The 22,329-nt window shown below is 33.4% G+C and carries 17 protein-coding genes, 1 tRNA gene and 3 pseudogenes; 5 read left to right on the top strand and 16 right to left on the bottom strand.

Going from position 1 to position 22,329, the window contains the following annotated elements:
- Positions 1-4: 4 nt before the first annotated feature.
- The 5 genes and pseudogenes from ACQH21_RS04560 to ACQH21_RS04580 all read right to left on the bottom strand — a co-directional run bounded on the left by ACQH21_RS04560 (position 5) and on the right by ACQH21_RS04580 (position 9,078).
- Positions 5-4,675, bottom strand: a complete 4,671-nt coding sequence (locus ACQH21_RS04560) for an NAD-glutamate dehydrogenase (protein WP_425383979.1) — start codon at positions 4,673-4,675, stop codon at positions 5-7.
- A 27-nt stretch (positions 4,676-4,702) separates the two neighbouring features.
- Positions 4,703-7,264 (bottom strand): ATP-dependent chaperone ClpB, encoded by a 2,562-nt coding sequence (gene clpB, locus ACQH21_RS04565; RefSeq protein ID WP_425383980.1) that lies wholly within the window; start codon positions 7,262-7,264, stop codon positions 4,703-4,705.
- Positions 7,265-7,661: 397 nt separating this feature from the next.
- Positions 7,662-8,289: pseudogene (locus ACQH21_RS04570) on the bottom strand (IS6 family transposase).
- 66 nt (positions 8,290-8,355) lie between these two features.
- Positions 8,356-8,973, bottom strand: coding sequence for an RDD family protein (locus ACQH21_RS04575; protein WP_425383981.1), 618 nt, complete (start codon positions 8,971-8,973; stop codon positions 8,356-8,358).
- A 22-nt stretch (positions 8,974-8,995) separates the two neighbouring features.
- Positions 8,996-9,078 (bottom strand) — tRNA-Leu (locus ACQH21_RS04580).
- 102 nt (positions 9,079-9,180) lie between these two features.
- On the opposite strand from ACQH21_RS04580, the gene ACQH21_RS04585 reads away from it, so the two are divergent.
- Positions 9,181-10,623, top strand: a complete 1,443-nt coding sequence (locus ACQH21_RS04585) for a replicative DNA helicase (RefSeq protein WP_425383982.1) — start codon at positions 9,181-9,183, stop codon at positions 10,621-10,623.
- Between the two features lie 348 nt (positions 10,624-10,971).
- The gene (locus ACQH21_RS04590) at positions 10,972-12,468 is read left to right on the top strand and encodes a proton-conducting transporter membrane subunit (RefSeq protein WP_010407433.1); all 1,497 of its coding nucleotides are present in this window, start codon (positions 10,972-10,974) and stop codon (positions 12,466-12,468) included.
- A gap of 6 nt (positions 12,469-12,474) precedes the next feature.
- On the opposite strand, the gene ACQH21_RS04595 is transcribed toward ACQH21_RS04590, so the two are convergent.
- The 5 genes from ACQH21_RS04595 to ACQH21_RS04615 are packed head-to-tail and all read right to left on the bottom strand — an operon-like array spanning position 12,475 to position 16,072.
- A complete protein-coding gene (locus ACQH21_RS04595) occupies positions 12,475-13,134 on the bottom strand; it encodes a VirB8/TrbF family protein (protein WP_139686506.1) in 660 nt (219 codons plus the stop codon).
- Positions 13,135-13,178: 44 nt separating this feature from the next.
- Complete coding sequence (locus tag ACQH21_RS04600) at positions 13,179-13,973, bottom strand: hypothetical protein (RefSeq protein ID WP_264337251.1); 795 nt, start codon at positions 13,971-13,973, stop codon at positions 13,179-13,181.
- Between the two features lie 36 nt (positions 13,974-14,009).
- Complete coding sequence (locus ACQH21_RS04605) at positions 14,010-14,861, bottom strand: DNA polymerase III subunit delta' (protein WP_211908312.1); 852 nt, start codon at positions 14,859-14,861, stop codon at positions 14,010-14,012.
- A gap of 17 nt (positions 14,862-14,878) precedes the next feature.
- Complete coding sequence (locus ACQH21_RS04610; protein WP_006013379.1) at positions 14,879-15,466, bottom strand: L-threonylcarbamoyladenylate synthase; 588 nt, start codon at positions 15,464-15,466, stop codon at positions 14,879-14,881.
- Between the two features lie 48 nt (positions 15,467-15,514).
- The gene (locus ACQH21_RS04615; RefSeq protein ID WP_425383983.1) at positions 15,515-16,072 is read right to left on the bottom strand and encodes a hypothetical protein; all 558 of its coding nucleotides are present in this window, start codon (positions 16,070-16,072) and stop codon (positions 15,515-15,517) included.
- A gap of 162 nt (positions 16,073-16,234) precedes the next feature.
- Between ACQH21_RS04615 and ACQH21_RS04620 the strand changes: the two are divergent.
- Together ACQH21_RS04620 and wmk are read left to right on the top strand one after the other, a co-directional pair.
- A pseudogene (locus tag ACQH21_RS04620) lies at positions 16,235-16,552 on the top strand (hypothetical protein); the annotation flags it as partial.
- Positions 16,553-16,636: 84 nt separating this feature from the next.
- The gene (gene wmk / locus ACQH21_RS04625) at positions 16,637-17,575 is read left to right on the top strand and encodes a WO male-killing family protein Wmk (RefSeq protein WP_425383984.1); all 939 of its coding nucleotides are present in this window, start codon (positions 16,637-16,639) and stop codon (positions 17,573-17,575) included.
- 127 nt (positions 17,576-17,702) lie between these two features.
- Here the strand turns inward: wmk and ACQH21_RS04630 are convergent, their stop codons facing one another.
- The 6 genes from ACQH21_RS04630 to ACQH21_RS04655 all read right to left on the bottom strand — a co-directional run bounded on the left by ACQH21_RS04630 (position 17,703) and on the right by ACQH21_RS04655 (position 21,028).
- Positions 17,703-18,626 carry a patatin-like phospholipase family protein gene (locus ACQH21_RS04630; RefSeq protein WP_425383985.1) on the bottom strand — a complete coding sequence of 308 codons (924 nt, stop codon included), beginning with the start codon at positions 18,624-18,626 and terminating at the stop codon, positions 17,703-17,705.
- Between the two features lie 15 nt (positions 18,627-18,641).
- Positions 18,642-18,863 (bottom strand): hypothetical protein, encoded by a 222-nt coding sequence (locus tag ACQH21_RS04635; RefSeq protein ID WP_265024772.1) that lies wholly within the window; start codon positions 18,861-18,863, stop codon positions 18,642-18,644.
- A 66-nt stretch (positions 18,864-18,929) separates the two neighbouring features.
- Entirely contained in the window at positions 18,930-19,361 is a 432-nt protein-coding gene (locus ACQH21_RS04640) for an ankyrin repeat domain-containing protein (RefSeq protein WP_425383986.1), read from the bottom strand.
- Positions 19,362-19,512: 151 nt separating this feature from the next.
- A complete protein-coding gene (locus tag ACQH21_RS04645) occupies positions 19,513-20,478 on the bottom strand; it encodes a phage late control D family protein (RefSeq protein ID WP_425383987.1) in 966 nt (321 codons plus the stop codon).
- Positions 20,475-20,654, bottom strand: a complete 180-nt coding sequence (locus tag ACQH21_RS04650; protein WP_425383988.1) for a tail protein X — start codon at positions 20,652-20,654, stop codon at positions 20,475-20,477. The genes ACQH21_RS04645 and ACQH21_RS04650 overlap by 4 nt, the downstream gene beginning before the upstream one ends.
- A 26-nt stretch (positions 20,655-20,680) precedes the next feature.
- Positions 20,681-21,028 (bottom strand): phage tail protein, encoded by a 348-nt coding sequence (locus ACQH21_RS04655; RefSeq protein WP_425383989.1) that lies wholly within the window; start codon positions 21,026-21,028, stop codon positions 20,681-20,683.
- A gap of 141 nt (positions 21,029-21,169) precedes the next feature.
- Here ACQH21_RS04655 and ACQH21_RS04660 point away from each other — a divergent pair.
- A pseudogene (locus ACQH21_RS04660) lies at positions 21,170-22,323 on the top strand (IS3 family transposase).
- The last annotated feature ends 6 nt before the right edge of the window (positions 22,324-22,329 follow it).

Raw genomic sequence — 22,329 nt, forward strand, 5'->3', positions numbered from 1 at the left:
TTTCCTATGAAGCAAGTATTTTAACTCTTCTGATTATGAGTATTAATTTACTTAAATCAAGTTTATAAGCGACCATCTCATCTAAAAAGCTATTGTAGCGCTCTATATAATCCTTATCATTAATAGCCCAAGTTTGAACCTTGTCTACATGATTATCAGTAGCTTTTATAACTTTAACAGCTAGCTTATGTTGATAATTGCTTAAATCATCTAATAAATCATTAATTAAGCTGCGATCCCAATAGGAAGAATGGCTTTTCATCTTGCCAGCAACTGTTCTAATCATATCAAATCTTAGCAGCGACTTTAATTCAAAGTATATTCTACCAGCCTCAAGGATGGACAAAGATGTCTGCTCAGCAACAGATATAACGTCCAGCGCATAAATAAGAATACGTAGATCAGCAACCCTTTTTACTAGATCTTTATTTATGTTAAGCTCTAACAAAGAAGCTAATCCATGATTATAGACCTCTAATAGGTGCTCATCTAAAATATCATGGCCTAAAGTTTCAATTGCACCCCTAAATTTTGTAACACCATCTAGTTCTACAAGATTAAGCTTACCAAGATTTTTTACTAACCAAAATGATACCCTACCAATAAATTTTTGCACACTTCTCACTACTTGCAAATATGAATCAACATCAATTTTTCCATCCAATTCATCAATTTTCTGCCAAAGGCTACTTAAATTATATAGGTGATTAACAACGATATATATGTTAACTGCTTCATGTACTTTAATTCCAGTACTCTCAACCAAATTATTAATAAATATACAGCCCATCCTATTTACTACATCGTTTGTAATGCAAGTAGAAATAATTTCCCTACAAAGTTGGTGTTTCAATATGGAATCCTTGAACTCTGTTACCATCCTTTGTGGAAAGTAATTTAGTAAGTAATCACGGCACAAAAAATCTTTTTCAGGTAGCTCAGAGTGTATAACTTCATTTTTTATTGCTGTTCTTGCATAAGACATCAGAACAGAAAGCTGAGGAGAACAGAAACCTTCTCCATCAGTTAACATTCTTGCTACCTCTTCTTCAGCTGGAAGAAATTCTACATCTCGGTTTAGCAGCCCAAATTTCTCTAAACTGAGTAATAATTTATGGTGCTGCTCCAACTTTTCTTTAGCTTGCAAACACTCAAGAAGCAATGCTTTTGTTTCAATCCTGTTATGGTTTTCAAGTACCTTAGATGCAACTTCATCTATCATGCTAGCCAGTATTTCATTCCTTTTTTCCAAGGAAATTCCCCCTTCTTTCATAATTGCAACAAAAGCAATCTTGATGTTAACTTCAACATCAGAACATATTACTCCTGCTGAATTATCAATAAAATCTGCATTGATATACCCACCTATTTTAGCGTATTCTACCCTTCCAAGCTGCGTGCAACCAAGGTTGCCACCCTCTATAAACATAGAAGCTCTAATATCATGACCGTTTACTCTTAATTCATCATTTGCTTTATCGCCAACCATGCCATGGCTTTCACTTTTTGCCTTAACAAAGGTGCCAATTCCTCCATTCCATATGAAATCCACTTTTGCCTTGAGCAAATATCGAATCAAATCATTTGGAGATAATGTATCTTCCGTTATATCAAAGCACTTTTTCATTTCTTGAGAAATTTCTACTTGTTTGCTACTACGTTCAAATACCCCGCCACCATGAGAAATCAAATCTCTATTGTAATCCATCCAAGTGGAAAACGGTAATTCAAAGAGACGTTTACGCTCCACGAAACTCTTTTCCGCATCAGGATTTGGATCAACAAAAATATGCATATGATTAAATGCTCCAATTAAACTCATATTTCTTGAAAGCAGCATGCCGTTCCCAAATAGATCGCCAGCCATATCTCCAATTCCAATAACAGTTGTATCCTGGTAAATATCCTTATTCATTCTCCAAAAATGGCGTTGTGCTGCAATCCATGCACCTCTTGCTGTAATACCCATCTTTTTGTGGTCATAACCTGCTGATCCACCAGATGCAAATGCATCTTCGAGCCAAAAGTTACATTCAGAGGATATTTCGTTTGCATAATCAGAAAATGAAGCAGTGCCTTTATCTGCTGCAACTACCAAATATGGATCATCTTCGTCATACCTAATCACATTTTCTGGTGGAGTTATTTTGCCATCAACTACATTATCAGTAATATCAAGCATTCCTTTGATGAAATTCTTATAGCATTCAACACCTTTCTCCCTTAAAATGTTTTTGTCTTTATAAACTTGCTTTATTACAAACCCACCCTTTGCGCCAACAGGTACAATGACCGCATTTTTTGTCATCTGGGCTTTCATGAGTCCCAAAACTTCAGTGCGAAAATCTTCCGTTCTATCCGACCATCTCAAACCACCACGAGCCAACTTCCCTCCTCTTAGATGTATTCCCTCAAAAAGGTTTGAATAAACATACAATTCACGGTATGGGCGCGGGTCAGGTAAACCATTTATTTTACTTGAATCAAATTTGATAGATAAGTATGGCTTATCATCTTGATAATAACTGGTTCTCAAAATTGCCATTATCAAGTTAAATATCGAACGCAAAACGTAATCATGTGAAACGTTGCTGATCTCTTTTAGTAGTTCTTCAATTTTTTCTATCAAAATGCTAGTAGTTTCTGCCCTATCAATATCTATTTTAGTATCAAATCTTGAATGAAATAATTCTACTAAATACCTTACTACTTTTGGATACTCTGATACTACTTTCTGTATATATTCTGGGTTATAGCTAAATGATGTCTGCTTTAGGTAGGCGCTTAGCGCTCTAATCAGAAGCACTTCCTTCCACTCGAGCCCAGCAATAATGATCAAGCTGTTAAAATAGTCATTTTTTATTTCCTTGCTGAACACTTTTACAAGTGTTACCTCAAACTGCTCTTTTAAAGTAATGTTGTCTATTAATTCATCAACTCTTGACAACACAAAATGATGTATCCATATTCCACCGTTGATTTCTATATAATAACCATTATGAGATAGAATCTTAGCCCCTAAATTCTTAGTAACCTTTAATATCTTTGACAATTCAAGGCCTCCGTTGCTTGGAGTGTAAACCTTCAATTGATAGTTGAGATTGTCACGAGTAAGCCTCAAATCAACTTCACTGACTTTTTTCTTTCTCACTATCTCCAATTTTTTCATATCATAATACGCATCATGAGGTTCAAAATTCTCTTGATAACTTATCGGAAATGCCTTGCAATAGCGGATAAATATATCCTCAACAGTGCTAAAAGTATTATATAAATTGTCTATAAAACGATCTTCCCACTTTTCTGTAATGTTTCTTAACTTGTTTTCGATACGCAAAACTTCATCATCAAAAACGCTAGCGCTTTTGGTTCTTAGCACCACGTGTAATTTCATCAAATCATATTCATTAATAATGTGATTGTTATAAATATCTGAACTTTCTGCATTCGTTTCATCTTTCAATATATCGCGTATCTTAAACATTAGTCTTGCACTAGCATAACGCATCGGTATCAATACTATGCAACTAATAAAGTTCCCTACCTTTCTCAAAAATAATTTGACTCTTGGTCTAATCGCAAGAGACATGATCGAGGTGCAAATTTCAAATAACTCGTCTTCATTTGATTGGAATAATTCGTCACAAGAAAATGCCTGTAAAATGGAAATTAAAGCTTTATTGTTATGGCCACCAAGAACAAATCCTGCCTTTTTTTCTATTGTTGTAACCTTATCCTTTATTACCGGAATAGTTCGAATATCTTGAACTTCTGCTATAGAAGTAAATAGCCCAAAAAAATGCTGTTCCCTTATTACATCACCCTGATCATTAAATTCTTTCACTCCTATACAATTCATATAGGTACGCCGATGAACTATTGAGATTAGGTCTGATCTTAGTATGTATAAAGAATTCAAGCTTTCAGAAAAAATTGATGAATTTTGGTACTCTTCACTTGCTCTCATTAACCCGAGGCTCTCCTTACCACTTAGAGCAAGCTTTCCTTCTTTATTAGTAATGTATTCTTGATAACCTAAAAATACAAAATTGTTATTTTTCAACCAAGCTAGAAAATCTCTGCCTCCAGCATCCAATGCCGGATGCTCAAGAAGCTTCTTGAGCATCCATTGCCAGTCCTTTACAACGCAGTTAACTGCTTTTAGCGTCTTTCGTAGAGATTCTTCTAGTGTATCAACAAAGCTATCACTTATGCCTTTAATAATTACATATATTACTGACTCTTTGATTCCATTACTTTCTTCCAAAAGATGAATTTTATCTATTAGGCTATTTTTTCTTTGAACATTAATTATGCTGTTACTATAATAGCATATAGTTAAACCGTGTGACTTAATAGTGGAAATGACAGAATCCACTAAAAAGGGCATGTCATAATTTGTGATTTTAATTATAGTGAAATTGCCTTCTATTCCTGAAATATCATTTACATTACTTACTGCCAATTTACTTTCTTCTTTTTCTTTTTTAAGAATGAAGTTGTATGCATCTTCTGCAATGTATAAAAGAAATTTATCGTTGACTTTTAGGTCACTATTATAAACAAAATTATAAAAGTACTGTATAAACTCTTTAATTTTTGCTTTCTCTTTTTTATTCCCTTGATCAACTAGCTTAAATAAAGACTCAACATTAACATTATGATTTATACACATTTTTCAAAACAAAAATACACAGCGAATCTAGATCTTTTTAACTAAGATTTCGTTACCAGAAGTATACACTATTAGCTCATCTCCTTCTACTATTTCCCCCGATAAAACTAACTTAGCTAGATTATTTTGAATGCATTCTTGTATTACCCTTTTCAGAGGCCGCGCTCCATATTCAGGGTCATATCCAGTTTGTGCTATTAGTTCTTTAGCTTCTTGCGATAAACTAATACTCAGTTTACGCTTAGCAAGCATCTTTTGTAAATAAGAGAATTGAACATCTATAATTTTATCAATGTCATCTTTGGTTAAGCTGTGGAATATAATAATTTCATCCAGTCTATTTAAAAATTCTGGACGAAACGCTGACTTAACTATTTTCATCACCTCATCTTTCACAGATTCGGTAGCTCCTCTTAGCATCACCTCAGCACCAAGGTTAGAAGTTAGAATCAGTATGGTATTGCGAAAATCAATCAATTTACCGTGGCTATCTGTGAGCCTGCCTTCATCCAAGATCTGCAGCAATATATTAAATATATCTGGATTTGCCTTTTCTATCTCATCAAACAAAATTACCTGATATGGTCTTCTCCTTACTGCCTCAGTTAACCTGCCACCTTGTTCATAGCCAACATATCCTGGAGGCGCACCAATTAACTTTGAAACGGAGTGTTTTTCCATATATTCTGACATATCAAAGCGTAGAAGTGCTGATTGATCATCAAACAAAAATTCGGCAAGGGATTTTGCCAACTCTGTTTTTCCAACTCCGGTTGGACCTAAGAATAAAAATGAACCAAAAGGTCGATTAGTATCCTGAACACCAGAGCGGGAGCGCCTTACTGCATTACTTATCGCTTCAATTGCATCTCTCTGCCCTATTACTCTTTTTCCTATTTCATTTTCCATGTTAAGGAGCTTTTCCTTTTCACTATGTATCATGTTATCAACTGGAATGCCTGTCCATTTTGAAACAATATTTGCAATATCACTCTCAGTAACTTCTTTCTTTAGGAAACTATCAGTAACTTTTTCCTGATTTTTTAACTCATTTTCAAGTTGAGGAATCACACCATACATCAATTCCCCTGCCCTTCCTAAATTTCCATTACGCTGAGCCAGTTCCAACTCTTTTCTCGAGTTATCCAATTTTTCAGCTGTTTCTTGTATTTTAGCTATCTTATTCTTTTCCATCTGCCATTTACTGCTTAAGTCAGCAAATTTACTGTTTAGACTCTCAATTTCCTCATTTATCTTTTTTAAACGTTGCTTAGAGTTTTCATCACTTTCTTTTTTCAAAGCCTCTGATTCAATTTTTAGTTGTATAATCTTTCTCTCAAGTTCGTCAATAACCTCAGGTTTGCTATCCATCTCAATTCTTACTCTGCTTGCTGCCTCATCAATTAAATCAATCGCTTTATCAGGTAAAAATCTATCTGTTATATATCTATTAGAAAGCGTTGCAGCAGCAATTATTGCACCATCTGTGATTCTAATACCATGATGCACCTCATATCTCTCCTTCAAACCTCTCAGTATTGAAATAGTATCAGTTTCAGTTGGTTGAGAAATAAACACAGGCTGAAAACGCCTTGCAAGCGCAGGATCTTTCTCTATATGTTGACGATACTCATCTAAAGTTGTAGCTCCTATACAGCGAATTTCTCCACGCGCAAGAGCAGGCTTTAGCAAATTTGAAGCGTCCATTGCACCACTTGTTGCTCCTGCTCCAACTAAAGTATGAAGCTCATCTATAAATAAGATAACTTTCCCCTCTGCTTTTGAAATATCATTGATTACTGCTTTTAATCTTTCTTCGAATTCTCCTCTGAATTTTGTTCCAGCAATTAACGCACCTAGATCCAAAGCTAAAACTTTTGCATCACGCAAACCAAGTGGTACATCATTTGCAACAATTCTGTTTGCTAAACCTTCAACTATTGCAGTTTTTCCAACACCAGGTTCACCTATCAGTACTGGATTATTTTTTGTTCGCCTCAACGATACCTGCATAGTTCTTCTGATTTCCTCATCACGACCAATTATAGGATCAAGCTTACCTTGCATAGCAAGCTCTGTAATATCTTTTGTATACCTCTTTGCCGCATTTAATTTTTCCTCGCTATTTGGAGAGTCTGCACTGCCACCTTTTCTCATTTCTGCAATAACTGAATTTAATTTTTGCGGTGTTACACCACCTTCTGCTAAAATTTTACCTACAATTTCATCTTTTTGTGCAGCAAGGCCCTGCAGTAACCGCTCAACAGTAACAAATGTGTCTTTATTTCTCCTCGCAATACCAATTGAATCATCAAAAACTTTTGCTACCTCTCTTGAAAGCTGAAGTCTACCACTACCTGGTCCTCCAACCACTGGAAACTTTTTAATTGCACTACTCACAGCATCAGAAATATTCTGAACATTTCCACCACAAGCGCCTATCAAATCCTGAACTAAACCTGACTCATCTTCAAGCATTACTTTAAGTAAATGTTCAGGCATAAAAATCTGATGCCCAGCTCCCAATGCTTTCATTTGAGCGCTCTGGATTAGGCTTTTTGCTTTTTCGGTAAATTTATTCAAGTCCATAATACAAATTTAACTCATACTTGCTGGTATATATAACAACTACTTTCTCAATTTTAAACTTAAAGTCATTCATCAATAAAAATTTTCTAAGTTCATACAAAACAAGAAAAAGCAGATTCTCTACAAAAGAGAAAACTTATATTAAAATATTAATTTGTTTTAAAACTAAACTAATGTTAAGATATAAAGCATATAGCTTAATTTTTTTATAAAAGAGCAATGAATATCAATGATTTTAACATAAAGAACTTAACAACAATTTCTATAGTACAAGAAATAAAGAATGGCGTTAGGCTTGTTCCAGACATAATCAAACCTGGAATACAGGGTATATTTTAGGTTCTGTCGCATCTATAAACCATAGGAAAGAAGATCATTAAAGGTGGGATTATAGGAGTTATGAAGCCATTAACATAGCAAAATTCTCAAAAGTAGAAACATTATTTTAATAATTTGTCTTTTTTGAATCATACGAATATTTTCTATGCCTGTGATGGTAATCTTTGCGGAATGGAAGCTTTTAAACCCAAGCATTGGCTTTATTAGTTTTTTGATAAATCTATCAACAATATTATTTAGATATTTTATTTGAAGAACTGTAATCTTCAGAAATTTCTGCATTCAAATCATCAAGAGCAGCAGTATTACTGCCGCTTTTATCAATTACAATTTTCTCAGGAAGATAGTTACTCCTGAAGGCTTTACGAAAGAATGCAAGTGCTGCAGACTTGTCTCTACTAACACACAAGAGGAAGTCTACAATATATAAATAAACCCATTTACCGTTTAATTTAATGTAAGTCTCTCCAACTACTACCAACCTGCTTCTTTCTTTTCCTTACTGCCTCATCTATCAGTGGTGATAACCCACCTTTGTAACGTAGCATTTTGCTCCCCTTATACTCATCATTTCTTCCAAATCTCGATAGCTCAAAGAGAATCGACATTTCATGTATACAGATAACATCCGCTGAAAAGCTAAATCCTTTGAAATATGGCAACAATTTTTGATTGATACGAAACATCTTTGCTTTTTTTTTAGACAATTATATCATTCTTCTTTCTACTTCCCTACAAATGCGACAGAACCCTTAATCCACTCTATTATGTTCTGAGACCATACATCTAAGACTTTTACTTGTTACAACTACTGTGCCTGCAATCTTATCGTGCCAAGTTTGGCAACGTTTGTCGAAGCTTGCCCATATGAAACCTAAGAATAGTGGTGAAGTTGACAATATAAAGGAAAAAAACCTCTTTATTGCTTGTTTTAGAGTCAATTTTTCAAAAGTTTGTGCATTTACAACTCTGAGTCCAAGTAATAACTTTCCAGGTGTAGCGCCAAATCTTATCCACATATATGCTACATAACTAAAAAGCATAATAAATTGAACTATCTGATTTAGAACTAGTAACTTGATTAGTTTACTCTGCATTGCTGTTTCCTCTGCAGATAATGGTGTTTGCATCTGATATTTCGCAGCAATTTGGCCTAATATTTTACTGCTCTCTGAGTTCATGAAGAGTTGGCTTAAGGCTTGGCCGCAAAGCTGCAAGAACAAAACGATGATAATTAAATCAAGCAGCACTGACAAATAGCGTCTAAGTCCTGTTACGTAACATATTCCATTTTCATCTTTCTTTACCCTTTGAATAGCATTTATCGAAGAAAGAATGGAAAATGAACGATTAAAAAACTTGTGTAACATAAAGCATTTTCCAATATTTGAGTGCCCCTGGCCGGACTTGAACCAGCATGCTTTTGCAAGCAACAGATTTTGAGTCTGCCGTGTCTACCATTCCACCACAGGGGCCTACTTTAATGCTATAAGCAACACAGGATTAGTCAAATTTTTTCTCTTTCAAGTAAGGACTGAATATTCTACAATAATCAATCATTACTCTGAAAAATTAAAATGAATGAATTAGCCAATCTTATTGATTCAAGAGAAGAAATATGTAAATTGCCACACAATTTAGAAGCAGAGCAAATGCTCATTGGTGCAATGGTTCGTGATAATAGAATTTGTGATGCAGTCGAAGATATAATTGCAGCAGATAATTTCTATGATCCACTACATCAAAGCATTTTTACCCAGATATCTAAAACCAGAAAACACGGTATAGTTGCTAATGAACTGAGCCTCAAGATGTTTTTCGAGAATGATAAAGCATTTGCCGAATGTGGTGGAGTTGAGTACCTAGCAAAACTTGCAGCAAAGGCAAGCATTGCGCTTGACATCTATAGCTTGACCAGAATAATCCGTGATACTTATTTAAGGAGATGCTTAATCAAGCTCGGACAGGAGATAGTTGACGATAGTTACAACTACGACATTGAAAATCCTGCACATGTACAAATTGAGCAGGCAATGACAAAGTTGTTCAACTTAGCAGTAAAAAAGCAAGGTGATAAGACATATATAAAGCTTGCAAGTTCAATTAAAGATGTGGTTGAGAAGATCAGCAAGCTGAAGAATAACCCAGAGGCTCTAGGTATTACAACCGGACTTCAAGACCTAAACCAGCTTCTTGGTGGTTTGCAGAAATCTGATCTGTTAATTATAGCTGCAAGGCCCTCAATGGGAAAGACAGCATTGGCGCTGAACATCGCACTTAATGCTTGTAAGATTTTGCAAAAAAGAACAGATAAACAACATTATGTAGCATTCTTTTCACTTGAAATGTCAGCAGAGCAATTGACCGCAAGATTGATTACTATAGATTCAGGCATTGGTTATTATAAGGCACTGACTGGGAGAATTAGTGATTTTGAATTACACGAATTCATTAATGCTAGTACAGATCTATCCGAATTACCTTTCATCATAGATGACACTCCTGCGTTATCAATTAGTGCTCTTCGTACCAGAATACGTCTTCTCTATCAACTATATAATGTAGAGTTGGTCTTTATCGATTATCTGCAGTTAATTCGAGGAACAACAAAAAGGAGTAGTGAAAATAGAGTGCAAGAAATCTCAGAAGTGACGCAGGGTTTAAAAGCAATTGCAAAGGAACTAAATATTCCCATTGTTGCACTATCACAGCTCTCTCGTTCTGTTGAGCAAAGGGATGATAAAAAACCACAACTTTCTGATTTACGTGATTCAGGAAGCATAGAGCAGGATGCGGATATAGTAATGTTCCTTTATAGAGAAGAATATTATGAATTAAGAAAGCAACCAAATGAAGGAAGTAATAAACATCGAGAGTGGCAAGAGAAAATGGAGAAAATTAGAAATATTGCAGAACTGATCATTGCAAAACAAAGAAACGGGCCAATTGGTAGTGTGAAACTACATTTTGACTCCAATAGAGGTGCATTTAAAGATTATACAGAAAGATATAGTCTGTAGCGGTTTTGAGTAATTCTGGAAGTGTTTAACAAACCATACGTGCCAAATTAAGTAGCTATCGTGAAATATAGCAATATTTAAGATTGGCATTTTATTTGTTACATTTATTTTTTTAGGAAATTCTTATCTAGGATAAGATATTTTTTTAGAAAAATCTATAAATTACTAACTTTATTACTTAATATATAAAATAGTTTTTTTCTTATTTCCTTTCTTCCTTACGCCACTTTTTCTTAACTTGATGCGTATGGTTTATTTAACACTTCCGATATACAACTAAAAAATAGCAAATTCTCTATAACTTGAATATAATTTTAGCTTTACCTAAACAGAAAGATGAATTACTTAATGGATTTTGTTTTAATATCTCTTTCCTTGCCACTTTTTATTACTGAGAATTATTTGTTAATTACTGCGTTGATCCCACTTTTAAGTGCATTAGCTATTTCTTTTACTAGTAAATGGCCCAGAGTGAACAGTAGCGTTACTGTTGCTTCTTCTATGCTTCTGTTTGCGTATACATCTCTATGCACTTTATATTTGGTGTATGGTGATCATTCTCAATTTATTCTCATGGATTTTGGTAATAATTTGCATATTAGTTTAAAGCTAGAGTCTAGTGGAGCAATATTCAGTTTATTAATATCATTTTTGTGGGTACTAACCAGTATATATGCAATATGTTATATGAGAAATAACTATGCTGATAGCAATCACTCAAGTTTTCTATGCTTTTTTTCAACATCAATCAGTTGTGCAATGTTTATTGCTTTTTCTGGAGATTTGCTCACTACATTTGTCTTTTATGAGCTTCTAACTATTAGTACATACCCTCTGATTACTTACAACTCAACAAATGAATCAGTAATTGCAGGACGCTATTACTTTGGTTTACTATTTTTCTCTTCTTTAGTATTATTTTTTCCTGCAATAGGCCTATTATATAATGAATTCCATACTTTAGATTTTGTAAGTGGTGGAATATTCAAGTTTGATACTTCACTCATCACTTTTATTGCAGTGTGTTTTGCTATGCTGATTTATGGAATAGGAAAAGCTGCATTAATGCCAATGCATTTTTGGTTACCAAAAGCAATGGTTGCACCAACTCCTGTGAGTGCACTATTACATGCTGTTGCTGTTGTGAAATCCGGAGTTTTCATCATCATCAAAGTTATATTATACACTTTTGGCGTCGATAATATGCAACGTTTTGTGCAGCAAAATTGGTTTGCTGGAGGGTGGCTTCCGTACGCTGCTGGATTTACTATCATTACTGCATCGTTGATTGCATTAAAGCAAAAGGAATTAAAGAAATTGCTTGCTTACTCTACCATCTCCCAATTGTCGTATATTATATTGTTCGCTTCAATTTTTAGTGAATTCAGCATGAAGATTGCAATCTTTCAATTAGTTTGCCATGCATTTGCAAAAATTACTTTATTTTTTTTTGCAGGTATCATAATAACGAAAACGGGTGAAAAATATATAGATAGAATTCACGGTATAGGACGTAGTATGCCAATTAGCATGATAGCATTCACTATAGGTGCATTGTCCATGATAGGAGTACCTCCTGCTCCGACTTTTTGGAGCAAATTTCTCATCTTTCAAGCTGTTTTCAACTCTAGTAATGTAACACTTTCTGTGTTTGTAACTCTAGTGTTAATTGTTAGTACTATACTCAATGCTCTATACTTTTTACCAATAATTTACAACGCCTTTTTCTCAAAACCTTCTAGAAATTATTTTATTAAAAAGACACCAATGCTTCTAGTTTTACCCCCAGTTATTACTGCTATATGCACTTTAGTTATTTTTTTTAGCTACCAAATAATGTTATAAATATAATCATCTATATTTATAGCTATTAACAATAAATTTAAATGGCACTATTCCAGCTAGAGTTGCTTTTATATTTGACAAAGTGAAGCTGACCTCCACAGCATAATCTTTCATCTTCTTATTTTGCTCAGCTGTAAAAACTACAGTAGCGTTTCCAGCAAATGTAACTAAGTTCTTGGTCAACCGGTCAATAGATAATGTTGTTACGTTTATGTTGGTAATTTTTCTTGTGGATGAAACAGCTTCATTGTTCACTTTTTCCTGAAAGTTTTGGTAGATTTTGTATACAGAATTGTTTTTTATAAAATTTTCTTGATACTTTGGCTCAACAGTCCGAGAGGACTCATATGTTTCAATATATTTACTTATTAAATACCTTGCTATGGAAATGTACTCATCTTCTTTTTTACTAAAACTAAGTTTATGTATTGCAGAGAACTCATCTTCTGTGTGGTTCATATACTTCACAAAATTTAAATCTTTTTTAACAGGAAGTAATAGGTATATGTTTAGTAGTGATAAAAATAAACATACTAAGAGAAGTAACGCTATTAACGCCATCCAAGATCTTTCTACAACGCAGAACAGGTATCTGTGGCAATACCATTCAACTGCTTTCCTGAAGTAACTTTTGTTTTTTACTGATTCAAGTAATTTATCTTCCATAATACAAACCCAATTATATAATATACTGGATACTCTAAAAAACTTTAAAATATGTCTAAATTTTCCAAAATGGGATGAATTATTATATCACCTTGTTCTGCAATAAGGTGAAATTTATCAATTTTGCTCACATCTAAATTTATCATTTTTACACTGAAGCTTTCAGGATCATAAGTATTACTTTCTGCACTTTTGTGATAATTATAGTAGTGTAATTTATTTTGATCATCAAAATAACCAAATTCATCAGCAAGAGTTCCCACTTTTTTGCCTTTACCGTCTCTGACTAGCTCAAATAGATCAATTACATGGTTTTCAGATCCAGGCTCAATAGATCCTTCTACAGCAAAAAATTTAGGTGCATGACCAACATACTCCTTAAGTTTTAGATTATTAGTCTTTTTTATACTACCAAAATCCATGAGTTTATATTCATCTGAAAGACCAGAATATTGTGGATCATACTTTTTATATTCAAAAAACTCATTACCTAAAAAATTACAAAACGTTAATTTACAATCATCGTGATTGGATTTAACAACTTTAAAGTAATGAAAATCTCTAGGGATCTTTACTTCCTCTTTCGTAATATGATTACGTACAACAAGTTCATCATTAATCATATAATAGCCAATTCTTGGCAAAGTAGCTATATTGATTGCCTTGTTTAGCTTAAAATTTGCCTCATAGATGCCACTTGATAGCTCCTTCCCTTTTTCTAAAGTGACGTCTTGATCTAAAGATGTATTCTTGATTAAACTCAATTCTTTCTGCATGTTCAGTATAGTGTTTGTTAAAACTTCTATTGATTGCCATACAGTTAATTTATTATCATTCAAGTTATATACTTTCAGTATTAAATTAGCAGAATTTTATCATAAATTTATGTTAAAAGTATTACATTTTTGTGTCATGATGTTAACTACATTAGCTAAAACATGCTTTTTATCTAAGCGAAATTGCTTTGCAGCAACGAAAAGTTCATCTATTTCTTTCCATTGACTTAGTAGAATTTCAACATTATTTACTTCTTTCTTTATACTTTCTAAAATGGAGGTTTGAATTATATGTGATGCTAGTTCTAGCTCAATCTCACTATTAATTATTTTATTAACTATATCAGAATTATTTAGATTACGGAAAAATGTATAAAAATGCTTATGTGACTCATAAGCACCACTGTTTATTGCATTTATTATTACTCCCGGAGTTCCAGGAAACAAAGTAATGATCTCACTAAATATTTTATCGTCGAATTTACACTGAGATGAAACAACCTGCTTTGTTTCATCGTAAGTTAATGGAAGTAAATTCAGCTGAAAACACCTACACCGGATGGTGGTTTGTACATCATATGGCTTATGGCTAATTACAAATATTTTAGAATTTTGTGGCGGCTCCTCTAATATTTTTAATATTGCATTTTTAGCATTATTAGTCATTGACTCTAAGCTATCTATTATAGCTATTTTATATTCTGATTGAATGGGGCTTAAGTGCAAAAAGTTTTTCATTTCTCTCACCTTTTCCACTCCTATTGTATCACCTTCAACAATGTGTAAGTCTAATGCTACTTCATCGTAATTTTTTATAAGAAACCAATTAGAAAAGGATTTTGCGAATGTTGCTTTTCCTATACCTTTTTTACCACAGATCAGCCAAGATTGAACAGACAAGTTGTTCATTATCTTTTTTTTTGCTTGGTTGTGGCCTATCACCTTTTTCATTCTTTCTCCTATAGATCTTAGTTTGAAAATTCGTTATTTATTGTTTGTAATGAAATTTTACCTTTTCTTAAAACCTTAATCTTGTCTCCAGTTAAGTCAATAATAGTAGATTCTATACCAGAAACTAATTCATCATCTTCAATTACTGCAGATAAGTGTTGCTTAATAGACTGAGGTATATCTCTTGCTTTGCATATACTTTTTTCTCCTGAAATGTTAATACTAGTTGCAACTACTGGAGTTTTCAGTTCATTTAATATTGAAATCGCAATAGGATGATCAGGAATTCTTATGCCTATACTATCTTTAAAGAACTCATTTGGTAATATACTGTTATCTTGAAGTGGTAAAATATAGGTCATTGGTCCAGGAGAAAAATAGTTTATTAAATCGATATACTCTTCCTTTACCTTTGCTATATTTATCAAACTATCAATATTACTAACAAATACAGAGAGCGGCTTGTTTTGAGAACGCTTTTTTATTCGATATATTTTTTCTATAGATTCGTTACCTAGCGCATTACAAGAAAGAGCATATACTGTCTCTGTTGGAAAGCATGCTAACAAATTATTTTTTATTGCATTTATTACTTCAAATACCATATAGCTAAAACTTATGTCTACAATAGCTCTGGGTTTACAGTTATCTCGCTATATGGTAGCAATTAAGATACCGAAATGGCTAGCACGCATCTGTTGTATACTTACAGTAAATTTTATTAGCAACTGCTCGTTTTGACTGCTAGTACAACATTGCATAATTCTATTATGGCTATTTTGATCAAAATTTGCAAGATTTTTTATGCGAAATACTATATACAAGTGATTGTGATTGATTTCAATTTGATGAATTAACATTCTAATAATATTTTGCTTAGTCTGCCAATCTACTTGATCAAGCTTTGATTCAACACTTGAGGAAAAGTTTTTCAAGCTATCTGTAACAAGGCTCAATTCTTGTTGTAACTTCTTTTGATCGAGTGTTCTTTCTTTCTCTTCTTCAATTTCTTTCAAATTCTGTTTCATTGTTGTGATTCTTGGTTCAAATTCTTCTTGGCTTATAAACCCTTTAGCATAGCTATCAATAAATTTTTTGATACTTAATCTTAGCTTACTTTCTTGCTTTTCACGTGTTTGATTATGTAAAGGTTTTTTGTTCTCTGATAATCTACGTTGATATTCATTTGCAATTCTATCTGGCTCTTTCAAGATACTCTTGACTTCTTCCCATATAACTCCATCTAATATATCAGTGCGTATTGATTTATTATCGCAGATTTTATTGCCATTAAATTTGCTAGAGTTTGTACCAGAGCAACGATAGTAATAATATGTCGACTTTTTATGAACGTGGTTTGTACCACATTTGAGATAACATTTCCTACAAGTATTGGTAGCCTAAAAATTGTAGTATACCATAATGCGGAAAATGACAGTCAAGTAGAGGTCAGAGTAGCAGATAAAGAAATGTGGTCTGAACTACAAAAGAGAGGGGAAAATATAGGAAAAGAGTGTTTTTTTGGAGGAATGACGGTCACAGAAGCGGTAGAAAAAGGAAGTTTTCCTAGGAGTGGTAAGTGGAGTAAAGAAAAGGTAAAAGAAGAAATAAAGGCGATTAGTAATAATGAAGCATTATCATGGGTTGATAGGGTGTGTGGAGGTAGTAAAGAAACCTCTCGAAAGCTTTAAACAATCGGAAACTTTTCCTCAATAAAGTTAAGCTATAGCAAAAAATTTTCTAGCAGGGTATATATGTTTATTTCCGCAAAAATAGTGAACAATAATACAAAGAACATTAGCCCTGCAAGATACAAAATAGCACAAAAAATAAGAAGCTGGAGGCTAAAACAAAAGTATACCCTAAAAGATCTAGTAGAGAAAACAGGCATAAAATATCATACATTACTAAGATATGAGCAAGGAGCATGTGGCATTCCAACTAAAAAATTAAAAGTAATAGCGGAAGCATTATCAGTTCATGTTGGCAGCTTATTTCCTAGACAAAAAGTACTGAGAGAAAATTGTTCTTTTAACAAAGAATGGATGATAGCAAAAATAAAGGGACAAGAGTCATGCAAGTTGATTCGCGATTTAACTGGGTTTATTCAAGCTGAAGAGGAAAATAATGTAAAAGCTGCAAGGGTAAGCATGGCCAAGAACTTAGCGAAAGTGGGGTTTGATAATGATATTATCTATCGAGCAACAGGCTTATCAACTGAAGAATATGATGAGAAAAAAGGCTCTGAGCATTCAAACGAAGGACAAGAGATAAAAAAATGGAGAATAATAAGAGGGTATACTCAAGAGGATTTAGCAAGAGAGCTAGACATAGGACCTTCACAGATACATCACTATGAACAAGGGAGTGCTACCATTTTAAGTGAAAGATTATGGGAAATAGCAGAAAAGTTATCAGTTAATCCTGAAGATCTGATGAAGAAATATGAAGAAGATAATTATAAAGCAGAAAACGAGCTATTAAGTTGGGTGAGAGAGTCTAAAAAGATTGACAATCAAGAATCACGAGATGAACTGGATATATGGGTAGAATTTTTATCGCAAAGAAAGCAAGTTTACAAAGAAAAGATTTATAAAGCAGAGGCAATAAAAGTTGCGAATAATTTACGTATGTTGGACGTTTCTATTGATGCTATTTCTAAAATAACAGATTTATCTATTGAGGAGCTTGAAAATTATGCTTTCAAAATTTAACCTGGGTTAAAAACAGCGATAGTTTATTGACTCAGAAATAATATATTAAGATATAAATAAAAGTAGTTAATATATCTACTCTAAACTCTTGTTTAGCTCTGCAGAATTTTTTTGGCATTTCTACGTATCAAGATAAAACATCACAGAATTTATCTATCAGTTCCTGATTGTCCTCTATCATTGCCTTTGCCTCTTGTTGAAGAGATTTGATATTTTTTGATGTAATGTTATCCATGTCAGCCGACGCTAGCTTCAATTGCGATTGTATTCTTACGTATCTATTGCCTATTACTTGATTCATCTGATAATTTACGCAGTCCAGTCCAGAGGCAAACATCACATTTAACAAAGGTTTTATCCAGCCTATTTTTCCAAACCTCTTTGAATTGGCATACTCTATGCTTCTATCTGTTCTGCCAGTACCTATCGATAACAGTAGAATATCATCATTTGGAAATAACCTCTTACCACTTGCATATGCACAAGCCGCTGGATTATTTGCAAAAACCCCGCCATCCACTAATACCATTTCCTTTTGGTTGATTTTTAGATGTTTTGGTATGAAATAAGTAGGGGCAGCCGTTGCAGCTCTGAGTGCATCTTTCAGCTTAATATTACCTTCTTTCCAGCTTTTAAAGAAAAATGGACGATTATTGTGAATATCATAACTTGTAATTAGCAAATTACTTAAAGTGTTTTTTAGAGTATCACCACCAAAATATTTATCCAGTACAAATTCAATATTTTTATATGGATATTGTGCACAGTTAAACCAAGATAATATTGATCGCCTGAAGAATGAAGATTTAAAAATATATGACCCGTATTCTTGGTAAAATTCAACTAAATCATTGGCTGAGTATTGGGGATTTCCTTGTTCATCTTTCCTGCATAACCCTGCTACAACAATTCCACCAGTTGAGGTTCCTGCGATCAGATCAAAGATTTCAGCTATCGGTTTCTTTGCCATCTTTTCTATTTCTGCTAGAATAATGGCTGGTATTATGCCCCTTATGCCTCCGCCATCAACAGACAAGATATATCTAGTCATTGTAAAATTCAGTCGTTATTTGTGTTTGTGAATAGCTTCAAGTTCGTTGACTTCTTCAGTGAGGTTTTTCACTCTCTCTTCAAGTCGATAGACTATTTCTATTAGTCCTTGGTTTTTTTCTATAAATTTATCATTGATTTGTACACGTAAGTCGAGTTTTGCCAACCACCATATGAACCCTATAGTCTGTACAGCTATTGTTATTATTACCGCTATTGGGATTTTTTGCTTTTTCATGTAAGAATATTAATCCATTATGGATAGTTTTGGAAGTTTATATACAGATTATAGAAACTTATAGCTTCAGTGATTACTCTTTGTTGATTCGTATCGATCCTCTGCTTCTGCAAGTAGCTTAATGATTTCCCTATAAGGTTTATCTTTATTGTGTCTTGATTCCACTACAGCCATATTTCTAGGTCTTCTTCCATCTTTAGCTGTAGCAGTGGGATCTGCACCCTTGTCTAATAAAAGCTTAACAACCTCTAAATGGCCTTTATCTGCAGCATGATGCAAGGCTGTCCATCCCATATATCCACCTGTGGCACTTATATCAGCTCCTTCCTCTACAAGAAACTTTACAACTTGCAGACACCCTGCACTAGATGAATAATGCAAAGCTCTCATCATAGGAATTTGTGTGTTAATATCTAATAGGTTTTTTACTGAAAATTCTGTAACTGCCAAACTGCAGTTCTTAGAGGCAATCTGTAGTACTGCTTTATAATTACCCACAGCTTTACTCTTTGTATAGCAGCATGTAATGACAACACATATAATTGTTATCATAAGCCATAGAAAATTTATCTTATTCTTTATGTTCTTACTTATTTTGTTCATGTCTAACATTTTTTTAGAATTAAATAATCATTTGCTTAAGTTTCACTTAAACAGCTTTGCTCACTGTTGCCTCTACTATAGTTTGATATCCTCTATTATTCAGAATATGTTCTGCCTTGCTAATTACCCATTCACCTTCAATTTCCTGACAAAATCCTGAAAGGCTGATCTTAGCTTCTGCAAATAATTCTGGATTACCAGGAACAGTTACATTTAAATTTGATGTACTACGTTTTAGTTGTTTTAACTTGGCTGCTGCTGCACTAATTGCTGATTCTGCAGTAGAGTAAAGCGTTTGCAGAGTATAACTTGGACCCTCATTTCCCACTTTCTCTTCTATAGTTTCTCCCTTTTCATAACTGTGCCATTTTGCAATAACAGATCCATATTTGTTACGCACATTAAAATTTACCTCCCAATTTATAATATCTTTAGGTGTAAGTACTGTTGTGCCTAACATCTTTCCAGTTGCTGATCTTGCTTCTCCCTTTGGGATAAAAATTATATATCCTCCTGCTGGTTTTACTAGTGCATCATGTTTTTTGCCTAACCCTTCCAAAAAACTCATGTCGCTTTCATCTGCTTGAATGGTATGTGGCATAAATATATTTTCAAATCTTTCAGCAACTTTACCTTCATACCCATTCTTTTGTGCTATTTCTTTAATTAAATCTCCTAAGGTAATGTCCTTCCATTCCTTTGATTTTCTTTCCTTTAATGATCCTCTTAAACTTGCAGCATCACATTTTATTCTTAAAGTTTGCGGTGGACTTTGTATTGTAATTTGATTTGCCTTATATACCCCCATAGGTAATAAACCTGTTTCTTTATATCCTAGAAAAACCTGTAAATTACCCTTAAGTTCTAAAGCGCTAGAGCTATAATTAATACATATCTCAGCTTCGTCACTTGTAGTACCTGATCCATCAGTGACACGTAGTAATATTAAACTCTTTTTTAAAACCTCTGTTACTGGGTTATTTTTTGCTACTATATCAAAGTCTGGTGTCATTCATCTAAAATATTTATAACAGATTCTTTCGGTATTTTCTGAATTTTAGGAAGCTTAATTCTTAATCCAGTGGGCAAAAAACTTCCATGTTCTGCAAGGCCTGGATTTTTAAGCAATACTTCCTCCACTGCTCCACTACTGTATCCATAATGTTTCCAGCAAATGTAATCCAACATTTCGTTTTCTTTCGTGTAATAATAAATCACTTGCTGTAACTTTTTAACTTCAAAATAAACTCAACTTTTCTTGGTTTTCCATCAGGAAAAAATAATATCTGTTTTTCTTCTACATTAGTAATAACAAAATTCCCAAGTATATTTCCTGAATTATCAACCAGAACGTGCGGTTCTTGAGTATCACGTATATTTTTTAGCTGTTCTAAGCCATTACTCTGATAACGTGGATAAATCACTCCTGTCAGATCAATACATTCAATTCCTAAGCCAATGTTTTGTAGCAACGTTTTTTCAATACATTCAATCGTATACCACCTTTCTTCTTTACTGTATCTTAGGCTTGTTGGTTCAAGCTTACATTTTCCAAGCAACATTAATGCAGCTCTTCAACTATATCAAAAAGTGCTCCACGTGCTTGTTCTCTAAACCTTTCTATTGACCTTACCCAGAAAAAGTAGACAGAAAGTTAAGACGTTTTTGAAGTAAAATAAAACGTTTTTTCAAAGAGGTGTGGTATGACAAAAAGAAAAGAATATACAGCAGAATTCAAAATTGAAGCTATAAGACTAGTAAAAGAAACAGGTCAATCATCAGCAAAAATAGCAAGAGATTTGGGTATTAGCGGTGATTCATTAAGCAGATGGGTAAAAACATACAATGATAGAATGTCTGGAGTAGATGCGTTTCCAGGAAAAGGGAAAGTAGCTCATTGTGACAAAGAAAAGTTTGATTTAAAGAAAGAGCTGGCAAGAGTAACGAGGGAAAGAGACATTTTAAAAAAAGCCCTGGGATATTTTGCAAACCAAAAAGAGTAAAATATTCTTTTATAAAAGAACATGAAAACTGCTATAAAATACGGGAATTATGCAGATTTTTGAACGTATCTGCTTGTGGTTATTATAAATGGATTACTAAGGAAAAAAACAACAAAAAATCAATAAGAGAAGAGCTCATACAAGATATTCAGAAGGTATATCGAGCATCACAATGCAGATACGGAGCTCCTAAAATTCACGCTGAATTAAAGGCTTTAGGTAAAAATTATAACATCAAAACAGTGCAAAATGTTATGCAGAAAAATGGCATTCAAGCTAAGCTTAGACGAAAGTTTAAAAGTAAAAAACCACAAATAGACAATAGAGTTATAACTCCTAACATATTAAATCAGAATTTCATCGCTGATCAACCTAACAAGATATGGGTAACTGATATTACGTACATAAAAACTAATGAAGGATGGTTATATTTGGCAGCAATAATAGATTTATATTCACGCATGGTGATTGGCTGGTCAATGAGTAATGCAGTAAATAGGCAATTAGTTATAGATGCGTTATTCATGGCTATTGGTAGGCGCAAATCTGCTAAAAATCTACTATTTCATAGCGATCAAGGATCGCAATACACCTCTAAAAATTATCAATTTTTACTAAGTACAAAAAATATTACTTCTAGTATGAGTCACAAAGGTTGTTGTTATGATAATGCTGTTTCAGAGAGCTTTTTTAGTTCACTTAAGAGAGAGTTACTCATTGATACTTCACAACACTCTGCACAACAAGCTAAAACCGCAATATTTGAATATATAGAAATTTTTTATAATAAACAGCGTAGACATTCTACTATTAACTATTGCATTCCTGAGCTTTTTGATTCATCATTCTCATAGCAAAAA

The sequence above is a fragment of the Wolbachia endosymbiont (group B) of Eupithecia inturbata genome, from assembly GCF_964030915.1.
Classification (GTDB): Bacteria; Pseudomonadota; Alphaproteobacteria; order Rickettsiales; family Anaplasmataceae; genus Wolbachia.